The organism is Thiocystis violacea (assembly GCF_016583565.1).
Classification (GTDB): Bacteria; Pseudomonadota; Gammaproteobacteria; order Chromatiales; family Chromatiaceae; genus Thiorhodococcus; species Thiorhodococcus violaceus_A.
The window spans coordinates 36,781-54,572 of record NZ_NRRF01000033.1 but is presented as its reverse complement, the minus strand read 5'-3'; the positions used below and the strand labels follow the sequence as shown (position 1 = coordinate 54,572).

The 17,792-nt window shown below is 64.6% G+C and carries 17 protein-coding genes; 9 read left to right on the top strand and 8 right to left on the bottom strand.

Annotated elements, in window-relative coordinates; all coding sequences use genetic code 11:
- Window positions 1-255 precede the first annotated feature (255 nt).
- From CKO23_RS14265 to CKO23_RS14250, 4 genes are all read left to right on the top strand, one after another.
- Window positions 256-834 (top strand): ankyrin repeat domain-containing protein, encoded by a 579-nt coding sequence (locus CKO23_RS14265; protein WP_200332304.1) that lies wholly within the window; start codon window positions 256-258, stop codon window positions 832-834.
- Window positions 835-1,196: 362 nt separating this feature from the next.
- Complete coding sequence (gene lpxD / locus CKO23_RS14260) at window positions 1,197-2,276, top strand: UDP-3-O-(3-hydroxymyristoyl)glucosamine N-acyltransferase (RefSeq protein WP_200332302.1); 1,080 nt, start codon at window positions 1,197-1,199, stop codon at window positions 2,274-2,276.
- Window positions 2,277-2,450: 174 nt separating this feature from the next.
- Window positions 2,451-3,308 (top strand): hypothetical protein, encoded by an 858-nt coding sequence (locus CKO23_RS14255; RefSeq protein WP_440870569.1) that lies wholly within the window; start codon window positions 2,451-2,453, stop codon window positions 3,306-3,308.
- 88 nt (window positions 3,309-3,396) lie between these two features.
- On the top strand, window positions 3,397-3,714 hold the full coding sequence (locus tag CKO23_RS14250) for a BolA family protein (protein WP_200332298.1): 318 nt from the start codon (window positions 3,397-3,399) through the stop codon (window positions 3,712-3,714).
- Window positions 3,715-3,760: 46 nt separating this feature from the next.
- Here CKO23_RS14250 and CKO23_RS14245 read toward each other — a convergent pair whose 3' ends face one another.
- A complete protein-coding gene (locus CKO23_RS14245; RefSeq protein ID WP_200332296.1) occupies window positions 3,761-5,104 on the bottom strand; it encodes an amino acid carrier protein in 1,344 nt (447 codons plus the stop codon).
- A gap of 303 nt (window positions 5,105-5,407) precedes the next feature.
- Here CKO23_RS14245 and CKO23_RS14240 point away from each other — a divergent pair, with 303 nt between their 5' ends.
- The 3 genes from CKO23_RS14240 to CKO23_RS14230 all read left to right on the top strand — a co-directional run bounded on the left by CKO23_RS14240 (window position 5,408) and on the right by CKO23_RS14230 (window position 7,327).
- Window positions 5,408-6,082, top strand: a complete 675-nt coding sequence (locus CKO23_RS14240) for a septation protein A (RefSeq protein ID WP_200332294.1) — start codon at window positions 5,408-5,410, stop codon at window positions 6,080-6,082.
- Between the two features lies 1 nt (window position 6,083).
- Window positions 6,084-6,398, top strand: a complete 315-nt coding sequence (locus CKO23_RS14235; protein ID WP_200332292.1) for a YciI family protein — start codon at window positions 6,084-6,086, stop codon at window positions 6,396-6,398.
- 71 nt (window positions 6,399-6,469) lie between these two features.
- Entirely contained in the window at window positions 6,470-7,327 is an 858-nt protein-coding gene (locus tag CKO23_RS14230) for a peptidylprolyl isomerase (protein WP_200332290.1), read from the top strand.
- A 190-nt stretch (window positions 7,328-7,517) separates the two neighbouring features.
- Here CKO23_RS14230 and CKO23_RS14225 read toward each other — a convergent pair whose 3' ends face one another.
- Window positions 7,518-8,282, bottom strand: coding sequence for a hypothetical protein (locus tag CKO23_RS14225; RefSeq protein WP_200332288.1), 765 nt, complete (start codon window positions 8,280-8,282; stop codon window positions 7,518-7,520).
- 499 nt (window positions 8,283-8,781) lie between these two features.
- Here CKO23_RS14225 and CKO23_RS14220 point away from each other — a divergent pair, with 499 nt between their 5' ends.
- Complete coding sequence (locus CKO23_RS14220; RefSeq protein WP_200332286.1) at window positions 8,782-9,003, top strand: hypothetical protein; 222 nt, start codon at window positions 8,782-8,784, stop codon at window positions 9,001-9,003.
- A gap of 75 nt (window positions 9,004-9,078) precedes the next feature.
- Here the strand turns inward: CKO23_RS14220 and CKO23_RS14215 are convergent, their stop codons facing one another.
- On the bottom strand, window positions 9,079-9,729 hold the full coding sequence (locus CKO23_RS14215) for a cytochrome c3 family protein (RefSeq protein WP_200332284.1): 651 nt from the start codon (window positions 9,727-9,729) through the stop codon (window positions 9,079-9,081).
- On the bottom strand, window positions 9,729-11,195 hold the full coding sequence (locus CKO23_RS14210; protein ID WP_346014610.1) for a multiheme c-type cytochrome: 1,467 nt from the start codon (window positions 11,193-11,195) through the stop codon (window positions 9,729-9,731). Before CKO23_RS14210 ends, CKO23_RS14215 begins: the two co-directional genes overlap by 1 nt.
- A gap of 477 nt (window positions 11,196-11,672) precedes the next feature.
- Between CKO23_RS14210 and CKO23_RS14205 the strand changes: the two genes are divergently transcribed.
- Window positions 11,673-12,980, top strand: a complete 1,308-nt coding sequence (locus tag CKO23_RS14205) for a cytochrome c family protein (RefSeq protein ID WP_200332282.1) — start codon at window positions 11,673-11,675, stop codon at window positions 12,978-12,980.
- Between the two features lie 307 nt (window positions 12,981-13,287).
- Here CKO23_RS14205 and CKO23_RS14200 read toward each other — a convergent pair whose 3' ends face one another.
- From CKO23_RS14200 to zipA, 4 genes are all read right to left on the bottom strand, one after another.
- Window positions 13,288-14,097, bottom strand: a complete 810-nt coding sequence (locus CKO23_RS14200; protein WP_200332280.1) for a carbonic anhydrase — start codon at window positions 14,095-14,097, stop codon at window positions 13,288-13,290.
- 5 nt (window positions 14,098-14,102) lie between these two features.
- Window positions 14,103-14,375 carry a segregation and condensation protein A gene (locus CKO23_RS14195; RefSeq protein WP_200332278.1) on the bottom strand — a complete coding sequence of 91 codons (273 nt, stop codon included), beginning with the start codon at window positions 14,373-14,375 and terminating at the stop codon, window positions 14,103-14,105.
- 66 nt (window positions 14,376-14,441) lie between these two features.
- Window positions 14,442-16,682 (bottom strand): NAD-dependent DNA ligase LigA, encoded by a 2,241-nt coding sequence (ligA, locus tag CKO23_RS14190; RefSeq protein WP_200332276.1) that lies wholly within the window; start codon window positions 16,680-16,682, stop codon window positions 14,442-14,444.
- Entirely contained in the window at window positions 16,679-17,512 is an 834-nt protein-coding gene (zipA, locus tag CKO23_RS14185; protein ID WP_200332274.1) for a cell division protein ZipA, read from the bottom strand. The genes ligA and zipA overlap by 4 nt, the downstream gene beginning before the upstream one ends.
- Window positions 17,513-17,792 lie beyond the last annotated feature (280 nt).

Sequence of the window (17,792 nt, the reverse complement as noted above, 5' to 3'; positions counted from 1 at the left end):
GGTGAGGGAAACGGGAATCGGGGTGCAGCGTGGCATCGTGTCATCAACTCATCGGCGAAACTCAAGACAGATGAGTAGGATGCCATCGATCGCCCAGAAACAGTATTAGGACTTTCACTCTAGACCACTAGGAGCCTGCCCAACCTCGGATGAAGCGACCGCGGAATCGGGAGACCGGTTCCCGAAGTCTGGCTCCGTGGGGTCCTTTGCGCATTCTCATTGGCCCAGCGGATGGGATCCGAGCAAGATACTGGGATGAAAATTCGATACACGTTCATTCTCACCCTCGCCGCCCTCTCGGGCCTCTGCGCCTGCGGCCAGTCGAGCAATCAAGCCCCTGCCGGAGGCCCGGGCGAGGCCTTGCTGGAGGTCGCGGAGCAAGGCGACCTTGGCGCCCTCAACGAACTGCTTGCGCGCCATCGCCAGCCGGACGTACGCGACAGCTGCAACTGGACCCCGCTGATGAAGGCCGCGCTCTACGGGCACCAGGCCGTCGTCGAGCGACTCATCCAGGCCGGCGCCAAGGTGGACGCCGTGGACAAGGGCGGCTACACGGCCATGTTGCTGGCAGCCTCCAACAACCACGCCGAGACCGTCGATCTACTCATCCGCCATGGCGCCATGATCGATCACCAAGAGGCCACCAAGGGCTGGACAGCCCTCATCTGGGCGGCCAAACAGGGCCATGCCAAAACGGTCGAGACCCTCCTCAAGCAGGGGGCCGACGCGACCCTCAAAGACTCCGACGGCAAGACAGCGCTCGACTGGGCGCGCGAGGAAGGTCACGATCAGCTGCTCGGTCTGCAGCAAGGCAGCGGCCAGACGGCGGGCTAACGCCAGCACAGTCACGTCCGACCACCGCCCCGAGGATCGAGACCGACGCGGAGCGGGTGGCAGGTGCGCCATCCGCCCGGAAATCGATCGACCCCTTCCGAACGAACCACCGCCCTCCCCCGCATCGATTCGGGAGATCGACACGCGGGGTTCTTGCCATCGGCTTCCAGGTCGCTTCAAAATCGGGATGCCTGCGTCGCGTCCCGCCGAGCATCACTCAGCCAGCGGAACTCGCCGCGCGCTCCGACCGCCATCGACGCGGCCCAAGCGGAGTGACCACGGTGCAAGAACCCTCGTCAGACGCAGAATCGGCGCCCTGAAGAACGCCGACGCCTGCCCTCCCGCCACTGAAGGAGACCGCCATGGTCCTCGACCGATCTCAGCTCTACGCACGCCTTGGCCTCGCCCCCCCCGATTTCGCCGCCGACCCGCTGCGCATCAGCGGGGTCAGCACGCTTGCGCTGGCAAGCGGCGCGGATCTCTGCTTCGCCGAGCGTGCGGACCAGGCGGAGGCCGTCGCGGCCACTGATGCCGGCGCCGTGCTGGTGCCGCCGGATTTCCCCGAGACGCCCGGCCGGCTGCTCATTCGCACCCCGAATCCGAGGCGCGCCTTCTTTGAGCTCGCCACGGCCTTTGCCCCCGCGCCAGAGCCGCCGGGTATCCATGCGAGCGCGGTCGTCGATCGGGAGGCGGTCATCGGCGCCGAGGTCGCCGTGGGCGCCTGCGCCGTCATCGCCGCGGGCGCCCGCATCGGGGATCGCACCCGCATCGGAGCCGGCTGCTTCATCGGCCGCGACGTCAGCATCGGCGCCGACTGCGTGATCGAGGCCAATGTCACCATCCTCAACGCAAGCCAGCTGGGTGAGCGCTGCATCATCCACCCAGGCACCGTGATCGGCGGGGATGGTTTCGGCTTCCACTGGGACGGTCAGAGGCACAGCAAGATTCCCCAACTGGGCCGGGTCGTGATCGAGGCGGACGTCGAGATCGGCTGCAACTGCTGCGTCGACTGCGCGACTCTGGGTATCACCCGCGTCCGGCGTGGGACCAAGATCGACAATCTGGTGCAGGTCGCCCACAACACGGATATCGGCGAGCACGTCATCCTGGTCAGCCAGGCTGGCGTGGCGGGCAGCAGCCGCGTCGGCACGGGCGCGGTCATCGCCGGGCAGGTCGCCATCTCCGACCATGTTTCGGTCGGCGCCGGCGCCCGGGTCGGCGGCCAGTCAGGCGTCACCAAAGACGTGCCAGCGGGCGCGACCGTCTTCGGAACGCCGGCCAGACCCATGAAGGACACGCTCCGAGAGCTCGCCGCCCTGACCCAGCTCCCCGAGCTGCTCAAGCAGATCCGACGCCAGGAGCGCGAGCTCGACGCCTTGCGCGAGCGGCTTGAGGCGTTGGAAGGCACGTCGTCGCCCGCCTCCGGACCTGGCAACGACTAGCGAGACCGCCCGGCCACCGGCGCATCCAGGGACAGAACGCCAGGACCATGCGTCCGACATTTTTTCAGCGAGCCTGGACGGGTTGAGCGGGGCCTTGCGGGGACAGCCGAATCACGGCTTGGGCTTGGACCTCGGGCCGGCTATGCTTCGCGCATGCCAAGTCTGAGAGCAAAGATGGCGGAGAACGGTTTCGAGTCGAACGACGACTACGAATTCCAGCTCCGTTGTCTACTGGAAAGTCCGACCCGCGGAATCCGCACCCTCAACATCACGGGCGATGGCGAGCGACGCAAGACGGCATTCGCCAATGCACTCGCGCACGCGCTGGAGTTTCCCCACGTCCTCTACCACGACTTCACGGACGAGAACCCGCCGCTGCCGGACGTGATCCTGCCGCCGAGCCGCGACGAACTGGGGCGCGAGGAGCCGCCCATCGAGCCGCTCGACCAGATCGTGAGCGAGGCCTGCGCCCAGAGCGAGGGCGATCCAACCGTGCTCATCCTCGACCAGCTCCACGCGACGGATTTCCGCGAGCACATCCGCATTCACCGTCTGGTCTCGAATTGTTATTGGAACGTCCGCGACGGGCGCTACTTCGCCAATCCGCGCCACCTCCTGCTCTTTCTGATCTCGGAGGAGCCGCTCTACCACGCGCTGCAGAAGGAGAGCTTTCGGATCTGGATCAACCGCGTCTCCGAGCAGCACCTGATCTACCGACCGGACGACTTCTGCCTGGGGCAGGAGGCACAGCCGCTCTTCGACGCCCTCGCCGCGCTCTTTCGATCCCTGGGCGCCGCGCCGACACAGAGCGAACTGACGCGCATCCTCTGCGATCTGCAGCTGCACGTGCGCACGCCCGCGCAGCTGCAGCTCAGCCTCTATGGGCGGACCGAAGGCGTGGAGCGCAACACCCTGGAAGACCCGGCCCACCGCACACATCTGCAGCAGGTCGTCGAGGCAGCGCAAGCGCTGCTCGTGTCAGAGCATATCGAACTCTCAGGCCCCCAGCACCGACGTGGGCATCCTGAGTGACAGGAGTGAGCTGAGTGGGCGTCGACCAGGGTGCTGATCGGGGCTCAGAGCAACGGCCAGACTGTGGCCACTACGCAGAGGTCCAACGATGAATCGAAAACAACGTATCGAAAGCAAGATCCAGGACGCCATCCAGCCGGTGCACCTGGACGTGGTCGACGAGAGCTACATGCACGCCGTCCCGCCGGACTCGGAGTCCCACTTCAAGCTGCTCGTAGTGAGTGACAGCTTCCAGGACATGCCGCTGATCGAACGGCATCGGCGCATCAACGAACTGCTTGGCGAGGAGCTGGGCGCGGGTCTGCACGCCGTGACGATGCATACCTGGACAGCGGACGAATGGCAGGAGAAGGGTGGAGTCCCGGAGTCACCTCCCTGTCAGGGCGGCTCGAAGGCGACCGGCTAGAGACGCGCGCGAGGCCACCGCCGCGGGTGCGGCGGCCTCGCCGCGATCAGACGCGCTTCTGCGCGAAGTAATCCCGCGTCAGCTTGAAGACGACCGGGCTCAGGAGCAGCAACGCCACCAGGTTCGGCAAGGCCATCAAGGCATTGAGGGTGTCCGCGACCAACCAGATGAAATCCAGCTGCGCCATGGCACCGAGCGGCAGAACGGCCACCCAGAGGATGCGGAAGGGCAGGATGGCCCGCTCGCCGAAGAGGTACTCGGCGCACCGCTCGCCGTAGACGCTCCAGCCAAGCGTGGTGGTGTAGGCGAACAGCACCAGGCCGATGGCGACGATGTAGGAGCCGACACCCGGCAGCGCCGTCTCGAACGCCAGGGTCGACAGACCCGCCCCCGTCTCGCCCGAATTCCAGACACCGGTGACCAGGATGACCAGGCCGGTGATGGTGCAGATGACCAGGGTGTCGATGAAGGTGCCGATCATGGCGACCGTGCCCTGAGCGACCGGATCATTGGACTGCGCCGCCGCATGGGCAATGGGCGCGCTCCCCAGACCGGCCTCGTTGGAGAAGATGCCGCGGGCAACGCCGAACTGGATCGCCGCCGCCAGCGTCGCGCCCGCGAAGCCACCGGTCGCCGCCGTGGGCGTGAATGCATGGACGAAGATCAAGTCGAGCGCCGGACCGATCTGATCCAGGTGCAGCGCCAGGACGACCAAACCGCCACTGACGTAGACGATCGCCATGAAGGGCACCAAGGCCGCGGAGACCTCGCCGATGCGCTTGATCCCGCCGATGAGCACCAGTCCGGCGAAGATAGCCATGACCACGCCCGTGATCCAGACCGGAACGCCAAAGGTGCTCTGAGTGGCATGCGCGACCGAGTTCGCCTGCACGGTGTTCCCGATGCCGAAGCCGGCCAGCAGGCCGAACAGCGCGAAGGCGCTCGCCATCCACAGCCACTTCTCGCCCAGTCCGAGCTTGATGTAATACATGGGACCGCCCAGGTGGCTGCCCTTGCCATCCACCTCCCGGTAGTGCATCGCAAGGACGGCCTCGGCGTACTTGGTCGCCATCCCGACCAGTGCCGTGCACCACATCCAGAAGAGCGCGCCCGGCCCGCCGAGGAAGATCGCCGTCGCAACTCCGGCGATATTGCCCGTGCCCACGGTCGCCGATAGCACCGTCATCAAGGCTTGATAGGGCGGAATGTCGCCATCCCCCTGCTTGACGCGACCTCGCCACAGCATCCGGAAGCCGTAGCCGAGCTTCATGAGCGGCATGAGGCGCAGCCCGACCATCAGGAAAAAGCCGACCCCCAAGATCAAGACGAGCATCGGCGGCCCCCAGACCAGGCCGTTCAGCGCGTTCACCCACGTTGTCATCTGTTCCACCACGATCCTCCAGAATTCCAAGGACTCAAGCGTTCGCCGGGCACTATACAAGGGGACAGGTCGGCTTCACAGCCTCTCCCGCCGCCGGAGGTCGGGCTTTACCCCAAGCCCTCGCACGCCGTATCCTGCGCCGCTGCGCTCCTGACGCTGATCGTCAGCCGACCCGTGGCGGAGCCACGCAGGGACGGGACACGCGGACCGGAGCCGCCATCCGCGCCACCTTGGGACAGGCTGGCCGAGCCAGCCGAGACGATAACGCCGCCCGCACCCGCTCGATGGGACGAGACGCGGCGAGGATCCACCATGAAGCTACTGATCGATTTCTTTCCGGTGCTCTTGTTCTTCGCCGCCTACAAGCTGGCGGGAATCTATTGGGCGACAGGTGTCGCCATCGCGGCCGCGGCGCTGCAGGTCGGCTGGTCCTTGATACGGCATCGACGCGCCGAGAAGATGCACCTGGTAACGCTCGGGCTGCTCACCGTCTTCGGGGGGCTCACCATCGCCCTGCAGGATCCCATCTTCGTCATGTGGAAGCCGACCCTGGTCAACTGGCTGTTCGCCGCGGCCTTCATCGGCAGTCAACTGATCGGCGAGCGGACCCTGATCGAGCGCATGATGGGCCACAGCATCGAGCTGCCCAAGCCCATCTGGTCGCGGCTCAACCTGCTGTGGACCGCCTTCTTCGTCTTCCTGGGACTGGCGAACCTCTTCGTCGTCTATGTCGGCAGCGGCTTCTACCAGGCACAGCAGGCGCTGCTCGCGGCCTCGGGTCAGACCGGCGTGGACCTGTCCGCCTGTGCAGCGACCTTCTCCGGAACCCTGCTGGCGCTCTGCCAAGACGCGCAAGGACGCGAGGACGTTTGGGTCAACTTCAAACTCTTCGGTATGATGGGACTGACGATCGCGTTCGTGATCGCCCAAGCCTTCTACCTCTCCCGCCACGTAAAAGACGATCCCCACACCCTGGAGGCGGACTGACGTGCTCTACGCCATCATCGCGGTCGACAATCCGGACTCGCTCGCGGCCCGTTTGAAGGCCAGACCGGCCCATCTGGAGCGACTCCAAGCCCTGCAGGATGCGGGACAGCTCCTGCTGGCGGGTCCGCACCCCGCGATCGACAGCCCCGATCCCGGCGAAGCCGGTTTCACGGGCTCACTCATCGTCGCGGAATTTATCGATCTGAAGGCTGCCGAAGACTGGGCCGCGGCCGATCCCTATCGCATGGCCGGGGTCTATCGAACGGTCGAGGTGAAGCCGTTCAAGCAAGTGTTTCCCCGAAGCAGTAATCCTTGACGCCGTCTTTCCTCGATGCCCCGACGCAGGTCGGGGCGCACCACTTCTTTCATCCATGGAATCCTTAGATCATGAAGACAGCTCGTTTGCCCTTGTTGCTCTGCGCCCTCCTCGCCACCGCAACCGGTTTCGCGGAAGAGGCGAAGGACACGGACTCCCCGGACACCCTCATCGCAACCGTCAACGGAACCCCCTACCAGCTGGATGTCTTCCGCCTCTTCTACATGGAGCGCCTCCAGGGCAATCAGGGCCAGCAGAACAACCCGGCGTTCCAGCAGCAGGTGTTCGACGAGTTCATGGGCCTCATCGTGGCCTCGCAGGAAGGCGATCGCCGCAAGATGCAGGGCGATCGCAACGTCGTCGCGGCCCTGGAGCTGGAGCGCATGAAGGTCATGTCCAATGCCGCGCTCTCGGCCATGGCTGAAGAGATGGAACCGACCGAGGACGAGCTGAAGTCCGCTTACGAGAAGGTCAAGGAGCAATCCGCGCGCACCGAGTACAAGGCCCGCCACATCCTCGTCAAGGACGAGGACGAGGCGAAGAAGATCATCAAGCAGCTGGACAAGGGTGGGAACTTCGCCGACCTGGCCAAGAAGCACTCGCAGGGACCAACCGGTAAGGACGGCGGCGACCTGGGCTGGTTCGACGCCAAACAGATGGTCGCCCCGTTCGCCGAGGCCGTCGCCGCCATGAAGCCCGGCAGTTACACGAAAGAGCCGGTTCAAACCCAGTTCGGCTGGCACGTCATCGAGCTGCAAGAGACCCGCAAGGCAGAGCCTCCGTCCTTCGAGGATGCCAAGCCACAGCTCACCGCCCTCGTCAAACGTCAGAAGATCGCGTCCAAGGTCAACGAGATGCGCGAAGGCGCCATGGTTGAGCTCAATGAAGAGGTCGTGAAGATGAAAGAGGATCCGACCTCAGCCAAATAGTCGGGTAGCCCAGGCTGGTGTTTTCAAGGAGCCGACCCCGCTGCGGGGTCGGCTTTTTTGTTGGCGGCGGCGTCAAGATCTGGCGATGGCTACGCACCAAACAGGCGTCGAGGAAACGGCGATGCCCGGCCAGTCGAGGCAGGCCAACCGCGCGACGCTGCCGGAGGTCCGCGGTTAGCCCGCCGATCGACTAGCGCAGGGAGTCATCCACCGCTTTGTCCGCGCGATCGACCTGGCGCCCACTGCACTGCGGCGAGACCGTCGAGCGCCGTCCTTTCTCGTAATAGACCACGCAGTCGTTATCGAACCTGACCCTGCCACTGCCGCGTTTGCTCAGGTCGATGTCCAGCTCCGAGTCTCTCTGATTGCCGCGCCCGGATCCTCCGCGGTCATCGTACCGACGATCGTCATTACGACGATCATCATTGCGACGATCGTCATTGCGGCGATCGCCGCCATGCCGTTGCTCACGGAAGTAGGCGGCGGCGGCATCGTCGGCACGGCGACGATCACCCGGACTGCAACGGCTGCCGCGGTTGATCAGATCACCGCGGCGGTCGTAGAGCGTCATGCAACCGCCCGGCAGCCGGACCTCGACCTCACCGGAGCGGCGCGGCACGACCTCGGGTCCACCGCCCCCCGGCGGACCTCCGGCGCGGGACGGTCGGCGTCCGCGATACTCCAGGTTGACCACCCGTCGACGTTGCACGTCACAGGTCCAAGGATATTTCTCGCCGTCGATCTTGGTCTTGCCCTCGACCCGGTAGGTCTTGTCGCCGGGCAGTTGGACGCCGCGGCTCTCACGCAGGTCGATCAGACCGTATTCGCTGCGCAGACGATCCTCGCAATCGCGGATTGCGTCCTTGGTGTCATAGGCAAGGGCGACGCCAGGCGCCGCAATCGTCAAAGCGAGCAAGAGGCCAAGAGGCCTGCGGATGAGAGAGGTCTGATGCATCGACGATGAACTCCTGAGGGAGGGGGAGAGAGCAGATTCAGTTTGGCCAGGCCATGCGCCATCAAGGCAGGCAGGACGATTCGCGCGCAGCACATCCAGCGACCCAGCCCGTGGGGCGCGCATCCTCCGGACGCACAAGCCATCGCCGCGCGCCGCGCCGTCGCACACAGTGACGCGGCTCGCATAAGAACACCGAGCCGCGGCATCCCGTCGATCCTCCAATCGGCAGCACAAGCATCGCTGCCAGGTAGGCGAGTCGCCGGTGATCGCCCAGCTCGGGGAGTGTGACGGCGCAACAGGGCGATTGAAAGGCCACGGTGAGGCTTTTCTTCGCCGAGAAGGTGCGCGCCGCCCCTACTGGATGAGCGAGATCCTGCCGCGTTCCGCTGACCCAGCAGAGCGGTTGACCTCGACCAGGTCACATTCCAGGAAAGCGCGACTTGTAATTGACTGAATAAATATTAGAATATAGTTATGTAGTAATGATTGGAGTCAGATCATGACCTCTTGCAGCACCATGCGTGTCGCCGTCACGCTTTCCGCAACCTTACTGGCGTCCGGGATCCTCCTCCTGCTGGTCGCCGAAACCAGCGGACTCATGATCCCCATGGCCCATATCGCGCTCCTGATGGTCTTGGCCGGCGCCGCGGTGCTTGGCTTCGCCTTCCTGTTCGCCGTGCTCCCTGGCGGCGGTCATCGACTCAACAACTGCCAGCACTGAAGCCAGGCGCGAGCCCCGAACGCGCGAATCCACCAAGCCAACGCCTGCCCAGGACTCGCCTGAGCGCATCGGCATTCAGGGTTCGCCGCAGCCGGAGCCCGGTCCCTCCAGCAGCCTGGCGGCCTCCCCCGGCTCAAGGCCCATTTCCTCTTCGACCATCGCATTCCAGGCATCCCGCTTGAACGTCTGTTCGTCCGGCACCCTACGGTGGACCAGGTTGTAATGACAGTCGATACAGGTCTTGCCTTCGGCCTCCTCGCGATGGATGGCGGCTGTATTGGCCCGCTCGCCGAGAATCGCCTCCTGGGTGTGGCAGCGCCTGCAGGTGGCGGAATCCCGCTTGCGGAACCACTCCCGCGCGGAGAAGGCGGCCTCGGGCAAGTGCAAGAGATTGACCGCGGGGTCGGCGTAGTCTGGCCCGAAGAATTCCTTGAAGAGGTCGCGGAGACCGACCAGGTGATCCCAGGTCGCGGCCATCAGCCCGGGCGAGACGTGGCAATCGCCGCAACTGGCGCGCACGCCCGATGGCGAGTCGAAGTGCAGCGAGGCTTGATAGGTCTGCTCGGCGAAGCGCATGGAATGGCAGCTCGTGCAAAACTCGCTGCGGCTGGTGGCGTGGTCCAGCTCGATGAGGAAGGCCATCACGAGCAAGCCGCCAAGACCGCCGATCACCAGGGCGATGAGGACATGGCGGGTGATGACGAGAGACACGCCCCAGGTACGCATCAGTCCGCCTCCTCGCCACCGAAGCCAAGGATCGGATTCGCTCGATTCGGATCCTTCAACCACTGGTGCGGGCCCTGTGCATCCAGCACCGTATCGACCAGCTCGACGGACTTGAAGCCCGCCGCCGCGCGTGCCTCCGGCAGGAAGCGCGCGTAAAAATTGCGTCCGACCAGGTACATCCCTTCCCACCAGGCGTGGTTCGGACTCATCATGGCCGCGCCATGGCGCGCCCTGGCGCCTTCGTCGTGCCACAGCTCCCAGTAAGTGAACTCGATCGGCTCATCGAAGGGCGTCGGCGTGAGCAGACCCTCGGTGTAGAGACCCTGCATGATCGTCTTGGCCGGCTCGGCGAACTTGGTGTTGAACAGGCCCACGACACCGTCGAGTTGAGCCATGAAGCCCTGGGTGAACCCCTTGCCATGGCACTCCAGACAGACCATGGACATCGCCTGGCGACGCCGCTCGGGCGTCGCCACGACCTTGACCGTCCCGAGACTGCCATCGGGGCGCGTCAGCTCGCTCCCGCGCTTGGGAATCTCGGCGCTCTCCGGGAGTTCCATCTTGGCGCCGTCCTCGAAGACGACCAGGTACTGCCGCTCGGAAACCGGGGTGTTGAGGCTCCAAACGTTGCGCATGCCCACGTCATGGCTGGCAGGAAGCTTGCCAGCACCCCCCATGTGGCAGGTCACGCAGGTCGGTGCCGCCGTGTAATCACGCCCGGCGATCCAGGCGTCGGCAGCGAGATGCATGTCATCCCGCTGGGCGGCGTAGATCATGCCGTGCTTGGATGCCTCGAAGATCTCCTTGTCCGGGGAGTCGGGGCCGGAGTGACAGCGCACACAGGCATCGGGTTCGCGGGCCTGGGCCTTTGAGAACCGATGCCGCCCATGACAGGCGGAGCAGGATCCCTTGGAGCCGTCCGGATTGATCCGTCCGATGCCCGAATTCGGCCAGGTCGCCGAATCCAGCGTGCCATCCCCGCGCACCTTGACCTGGGAGCCATGACACTGGTCGCACGAGGCCGAGCGCATGGCCGGACCGCCAACGTTGTCGGCCAGGGCGGGAAGCCGCGTCTCGATGATGGCGAAGGCCTCCGCGTGCACCGAGCCCCGCTGCTCCTCGAACTCCTTGTCATGGCAGCGCCCACAGTCCTTTGGGGACACAATGGTCGCAATGATCTGACCCTCATGCTCCATCGCGTCGACGTCCGCGCGATCCGCCTGGTGGCAATCCATGCAGTTCACGCCCGCGGCCTGATGGGCGCTCTCGCGCCACTGATCCGTGAGCCCGGCCGAGGCCTTGGCGTGACAGCTGACGCAAGCCTCCCCCGCCGGGTGCCCCCAGAGGCTGGGGTCCAGCGTGACCTTCTCGGCCATCGCCTGGCCAGAGAACAGGATCGCGCCGAGGGCGACTCCCCCGAAGATCGGCAACAGCAACAGAACTCGCAGCTTCCTAATCACGATCACCTCAGCCTCCTCGATCGAATGAATCCAGGCGAAAACGCCTCCTTGCCCTCAATCTGCCCCTCCTGACGAAGGCTCGGCACGACTCGACGCCAAGCGCGAATGCATGGATCGACACATGCACCCAGCCTATGTTCACCGCACGGCAGCTGTCACGCACAGGAGATGTCTTCACGATATCACCGAACAGTTTCGAGCGATCCGGAAATCATAATGAAAAACAAATATTCCATTTGCTTTTCCCATCCAGAAGTCAGGCAAGCGCTCTCTCCCCGGCCCAACAAGATACCAATGACTGCAACCCTTTAGAAGCAAGCGCAACAGATTGGAACTCGGTAACTTTACTAGTTAATAAAATTCCGTAATTCCTGATCAGGCACAGGAGCCCGCTCATTGAGCACTCCGCCCTTCTGTTTCGAGACAGAATGGAAAATAATGCCAAGGCAGCGATAGAACAGCGATAAAGAGGAGTGACAACGCATGCGACTGAATCAATGGCCGACGGCCATTCCCGGGGCACAGGCAGTGATCATCGCGCTCGCCTTGAGCGCTACGATGGCGCTCGCGGCGGAGCCCGAACCCATCCACAGAGTCTCTTCCGAGGTCTGCGAGACCTGTCATCAGGACATCTACCGCCAATGGAAAGGCTCCATGCACGCGCAGAGCACGGCCCTGTCGGACCCGATTCACGGCGTTTTCTACAAGCAGGAGGTCGGAGACCCGAGCGCGGAAGGTATGCTCCACAAGAAGTCCGGCAAATTCCCGATCTGCCTCCAGTGTCACGCCCCCAATGCGGCGCGTGACAAGACCACCAAGCTGGACGCCTTGCCGGCCTACAGCGAAGGGGTGAACTGCGTCGCCTGCCATACCCTCAAGGACTACAAGGGCATCAAGGGCGAGAACGGCAAGATCCGCTACGGTCTCATGGCCTACGAGGTCGCGGACCGTCTTCAAGGGCCGGTTGGATTTCCTCGCGGCCTGCAGCAGCTCACAGCCTCAGAGGATCTCTTCGGCGGCGCCACCACAACGAATTCGGACGACCAGAAACCCAATCCTCATCTCGGCGAACCCGTCGAGCTGGGCGGAAAGTCCATCCCTGCGCTGGAGTTGGAGCCGAATTCCATCCAGCTGCGGACATCCGATGCCTGCATGGGCTGCCACGACCAACGCGACAACCCCAAGGGCGTTCCGCTTTGCCAGACGGGGGGAGAGTTCGTCGAGAGCGGGAGCCGTGTTGCCTGCCAGACCTGCCACATGCCCGTCGCAGGCGGATTCGCGGACCACACCATGGGTGGCGGTCATCATGACGCCATGCTTGAACGCTCGGTCGTGTTCGACCTCAAGACCAAGGCCGCGGGCGACGCCATCAAGACCCGGGTTCAGATTCGCAATCTGCAGCCCCACGCCATGCCGACCGGGGCGCCCTTCCGGAATCTGCATCTGACACTGACGGCCTATGACGCCACTGGAAACGTCCTGTGGCAGAACGCGGACGGACACCCGTCGGACGACGATCCCCAGGCCTATTTCGCCTACGGACTGGCCGACGACAAAGGACACCCCGCCCCCCCGCCGACGGCAACCAAGCCGGGCAAAGACACACGCCTCAAGCCACACGAGATCCGCGACCTGGAGTATGAGATCCCGGCGAAAGGCGTCGCCCTGGTGCGTGCCGAGCTCTACTACAATCTGCTCTGGCCCTCTCTCGCCAAGAAGTTCGACCAACTCCCGAAAGAGGTGACTTCGCCTGTCCTGATCGCGGTCGCCGAGGATCAGATCGAAGACTGATCTGCTGAGCGCAGGAGCCTGGCCGGTTCAGAGGAATCGAAGCGCACACCGGGAGAGCAAGGCCATTTCCTCGTGCTTTTGAGGTGCATAGCGGACGCTATGTCACGGAAAGCCGGACGAACGCAGCTGTTCTCCCGCTTGCGCAGCCGATTCGTTCGAACTCGGGCAGGCCCCTCGCGCCAGAGCGCATCGGCACCGACCGGTGCGCTCTGCCCCCCGTGAGTCTCGATACGTCCGGCAGGGCATCGCAAAGAGCCCCGCAAGAGACACTGACAACCGACTGCGATGGTGCCGAGTGGGCCCGAGGTCAGCGCCCCATCACATTGACGACCCGGCCGTTGAGCGGCTGGACCGGACGGGCGTTGAAGCCGATGGCTTCAGAGATACGCCGCAGCTGATCGGGACTGATGATGAGCGGGTCGCTCATGACGTACCAGAGCACCGGCTCGGTGCAGGGTGGGGCCGTGAGTGAGCCCGTATAGCGGTAATAGCCGCGCCCCGAGGGAAGCAGGAACAAGGGATTGATCCCAACCTGGCGGTGTCTCACGCGTTCGCCCGCCGTCATCGGAAAGTAGTCGAGGATTCGCGACAGGATGCGGTTTTCCCGGTCCCCAGTCTGCAGGGGTACGGCGACCACGACGTAGCCGCCTCGCTCGTCGCGATGTACCAATTGGATCTCGCCCTCGGCCTGGAAGCCATTGAAGTGGTGCTCGCCTGGAACGTGGAACTCCAATCGCTCCAAGTCATAGGCGGATCCACGCACCAGCAAGGCACTGCCGGGCGGCGTCACGACCTCAACCCCAGTGCCCGTGTTCAGGATCTCCAAGAGGTGCGAGCGGTACTGGAAGACCAATGGCGTGTAACCCAGAGGCCGCGCTTGGGCAATATCGATGGGCGACTGCATCTGGCCCGTCTTACAGGCCGAGTAGGGCTCTGCCAGGTCGCCCCAGCGGTCTGGACCCGTCTCGCCGGAATAACTCCAGCTCGGCCCAGCTTCGGTGCTGGTGCGCACGGCCACACCAGGGGTGCTGAAAACGGCGAGCGCCAGCGCCAGCGTGCTCGCACGCAGCGCTCGCCGCCGCGCCGAGCTCGGCCCAGGCAGGTGTCTGTTCGCCATCCGCGCTACTCCTTTCGCCTCTTCAGACCCTCGATCGACACCAACTGCGCCGTCTGGGGTTCATCGGCATAGTAGGGGCGCTCGCCGCCACGCCCCTGCTCGTCGGCCAGCTCCTTCTCGCGCGCCGCGATGAGCCCCAAGCATTGACGCACGTCTTCGATGGTGTTCGGCGACAGCGGATGGCGCATCCCGGGCGGTGGCGTCACGTCCTTGACGATCGCCGTCAGCGTCTTGCGCATCGCGATCAGGATGGCCTGTTCTTTGGACAGCTCGGTCATCGTGCATCCCCTGGAAAAAAAGGCGGGAGGACCGCCGGGAAGAAGCCCGCCCCAGGCTGATTCAACCTACAGCAAGGCCGCGAGGCCGGCCTCGTCGATCACCTCGACGTCGAGGCTCAGCGCCTTGTCCAGCTTGGAGCCGGCGTCGGCCCCGGCCAGCAGATAATCGGTGTTCTTGGAAACGCTGCCTGTGACCTTGGCGCCCAAGGCCTGCAGTTGCGCCTTGATCTCATCACGCGGCCGACTGAGGGTTCCGGTGATGACGAAGGTCTTGCCAGCGAGCGGCTGCCCTGAGGCGGCCTCGCCCGCCGCATCCGGCGCTGGCCAATGAATGCCGGCGGCCAGCAGATGCTCGATGGCCTCCCGATTGTGGACCTGGCTGAAAAAGCCGGCAATATGGGCTGCAACGATAGGGCCAATGCCCTCGACCAGGCGCGCACTGTTGAAATAGAGCGCTTCGAGCTCCGCGGCGCGCAGCGCCCGCGCATCGGCGAAGTGCTCGGCGAGCAGGCCCGCGCGCCCGCGCGTGAGTCCACGGATCCCGAGCCCAGCCAGCCAGTCCGCCAAGGTGCCTTCGGTCTCCTCGTTCGGATGGTGGTCCAAATAGGCCTTCAGCGCCTTGGCCGTCTCCAGGCCGATCCCCTTGAGACCACGCTCTCGGAGAAAATCCGTCTCACGGGTCGCCATGAGCGCGGCCATGCCGTCGAAACGCTCGGCCAACGCCTTGGCCGTCGCCTCGCCGACCTCGCGAATCCCCAGGCTGAAGATGAAGCGCGCGAAGCTGGTCTCCTTGCTGCGCTCCAGCGCCGCCATGAGGTTCGCGGCGGACTTCTCGCCCATGCGCTCGAGCCCGGCCAGTTGCGCCTGCGTCAAGCGGTAGAGGTCGGCGGGCTCGTGGATCCAGTCCAAGTCCACCAGCTGTTCGATCAGCTTGTCGCCCAGACCCTCGATGTCCATGGCACGGCGTGAGGCGAAGTGCTTGATCGACTCCTTGCGCTGAGCAGGGCAATAGAGCCCGGCGGTGCAACGGGCGACGGCCTCGCCGTCCGGGCGGATCACGTCGGAGCCGCACACCGGGCACTGAAGCGGCAGCTCGACCGGCCGCGCATCCGGCGGTCGGCGCTCAGCAACGACCCGCACGACCTCTGGGATCACGTCACCGGCGCGCCGCACGAAGACGAAGTCGCCGATGCGCACGTCCTTGCGGAGAACCTCGTCCATGTTATGGAGTGTCGCGTTCGACACCGTCACACCGCCAACCTGCACCGGCCGCAGCCGCGCGACCGGCGTCACGGCGCCCGTGCGGCCAACCTGGAATTCCACGGCCTCGACCTGGGTCAGCTCTTCCTGCGCGGGAAACTTGCGGGCAATGGCCCAGCGCGGGTGGTGGATCGTCGCGCCCAGACGCTGCTGGCTGGCGAGTTGATCCAGCTTGAAAACGACCCCATCGATATCGTAGTCCAGGGCATCGCGGCGCCGGCCCAGGTCTTCGAAATAGCGGCGACAGCCGTCCAGTCCCTCAACCTGCCGCAGCTCCTTGGACACCGGGATCCCCCAGCCCTCCAGCCGCTTGAGCTGGGTATATTGGCTTTCACCAGGCGGGTCGGAGCGCTCCCCCCAGCCGTAGCAGCAGAACTTGAGCGGCCGGCCGGCCGTGACGCGCGGATCGAGCTGCCGCAGGCTCCCCGCCGCGGCATTACGCGGATTCGCGAAGGGCCGCTCCTCCCGGCGCTCGATCTGCGCATTCAGACGGGCAAATCCACTGCGGGTCATGTAGACCTCGCCACGTACCTCCAACACCTCGGGCCAATCGTCGCCGAGTAGTCGCAGGGGCACGGTCTGAAGGGTGCGGACATTGTGGGACACATCTTCGCCGCGGCTCCCATCGCCCCGCGTCGCGGCCTGCACCAGGACACCGGCCTCGTAGCGGATGCTCACGGCAAGGCCGTCGAGCTTGGGCTCGGCCGTGTAGAGAACCGCCCTCGCGTCCGGGAGCGCGGTCTGGATTCGCTGGTGGAACTCCGCCAGTTTCTCGTCGCTCATGGCGTTGTCGAGCGAGATCATGGGAACACGATGACGCACTTCCAGGAGATCGGCGCGCGGTTCCGCACCGACACGCTGTGTCGGAGAGTCCGCGGTGATCAGCTCGGGATGGTCGCGCTCCAACTCACGCAGCGCGGCCATGAGACGATCGTACTCGGCGTCCGGAACCTCCGGATCATCCAGCACATGGTATCTGTGATTGTGATGCCGGATCTCGGCGCGCAGGGCCTCCACGCGCTGGCGCACGGACTCTGCACTGGTCACCGCATCATGGCCTTGGCCCAACGCATCTCGTTGTCGAGCACGGCCTGGCGCATCTGCTCCTCCTTCTTGACGGTCAGCGGCCTGCGCGTGTCGTCCAGGACGTCGCCGTTCAGCGCCAAGGCCAGCTTGCGCGCGGTCGCGATCATTTCGTCGAGGATGGTCATGTCCTCGGGGTCGCCCTCGAGCTGCGCGAACAGCATCAGCCCCGGTGTCGAGAAGCTCTCCATGGTCTCGAAGGGGAAGATCCCCGGCTTGATCATGTTGGCCATGCTGAAATAGACCCGGGTGTGGTCGTCGAACTCATCGAGGCAATGGAAGATATCCATGTCGCCGGGGTAGAGCCCACAGCGCTCGGCGACCTCCATGAGGTCCGTTCCTTTGAAGGGATAGCGGCGTGCACTGACACTCACTTGGATCAGCAGGGGTTCTGGCGTAGGCATGTCCGTCACTGAGTTGGAATCCTCTTCTAGCTCTTCCTCACCGTCGATATCAGCGTCTTCGTCGTCCATTTCGTCGTCCATCCGCGCATCCACCGGGTGCGAAGGTTGCGACCAGCTGGACGGGCGAGGCGCTTCATGGGGTGCCTCATAGGGCGCTTCATAGGGCGCTTCATAGGGCGCTTCATAGCGAGCCTCGTCATCGTCATCGTCGATGTCGGGCTCGTGTTTGCGTGTCTGTATGGCATAGGGCACACCCACGTCATCCTCTTCGTCGAGGTAGGCGTCATCTTCGTCGTCCTGATGCTCGCGGCGACGCTCCCACAGATAAAGCAGCAGGATCGCGAGGGCTCCAACGACAATCAGGATCAGGCGGATAGTACTGGCGTCCATTCGAATTCTGGTTGCTTTCGGGGTGTTGATCGTTGAGCGGTGAGTATATCAACGCCGGTGGTGCCTGTATCCACTGCAAGCCACCCGCCCGAGAGCGATGCCCCTCCCGAGCGAGTCAGCTCGGATCGAGGCTCTTGGGCCTCGCTCATCGCGCCGCTGGGCAGGACGGATGCCCGATCGGGCGATCCGCCTCTGCAACGCAGGCGACCGGCCCGAACGCCGCGGGGAGGAACCGCTGCGCGTTCCAACCGACGCCGGAATCGCGACCGCGCGGACGACC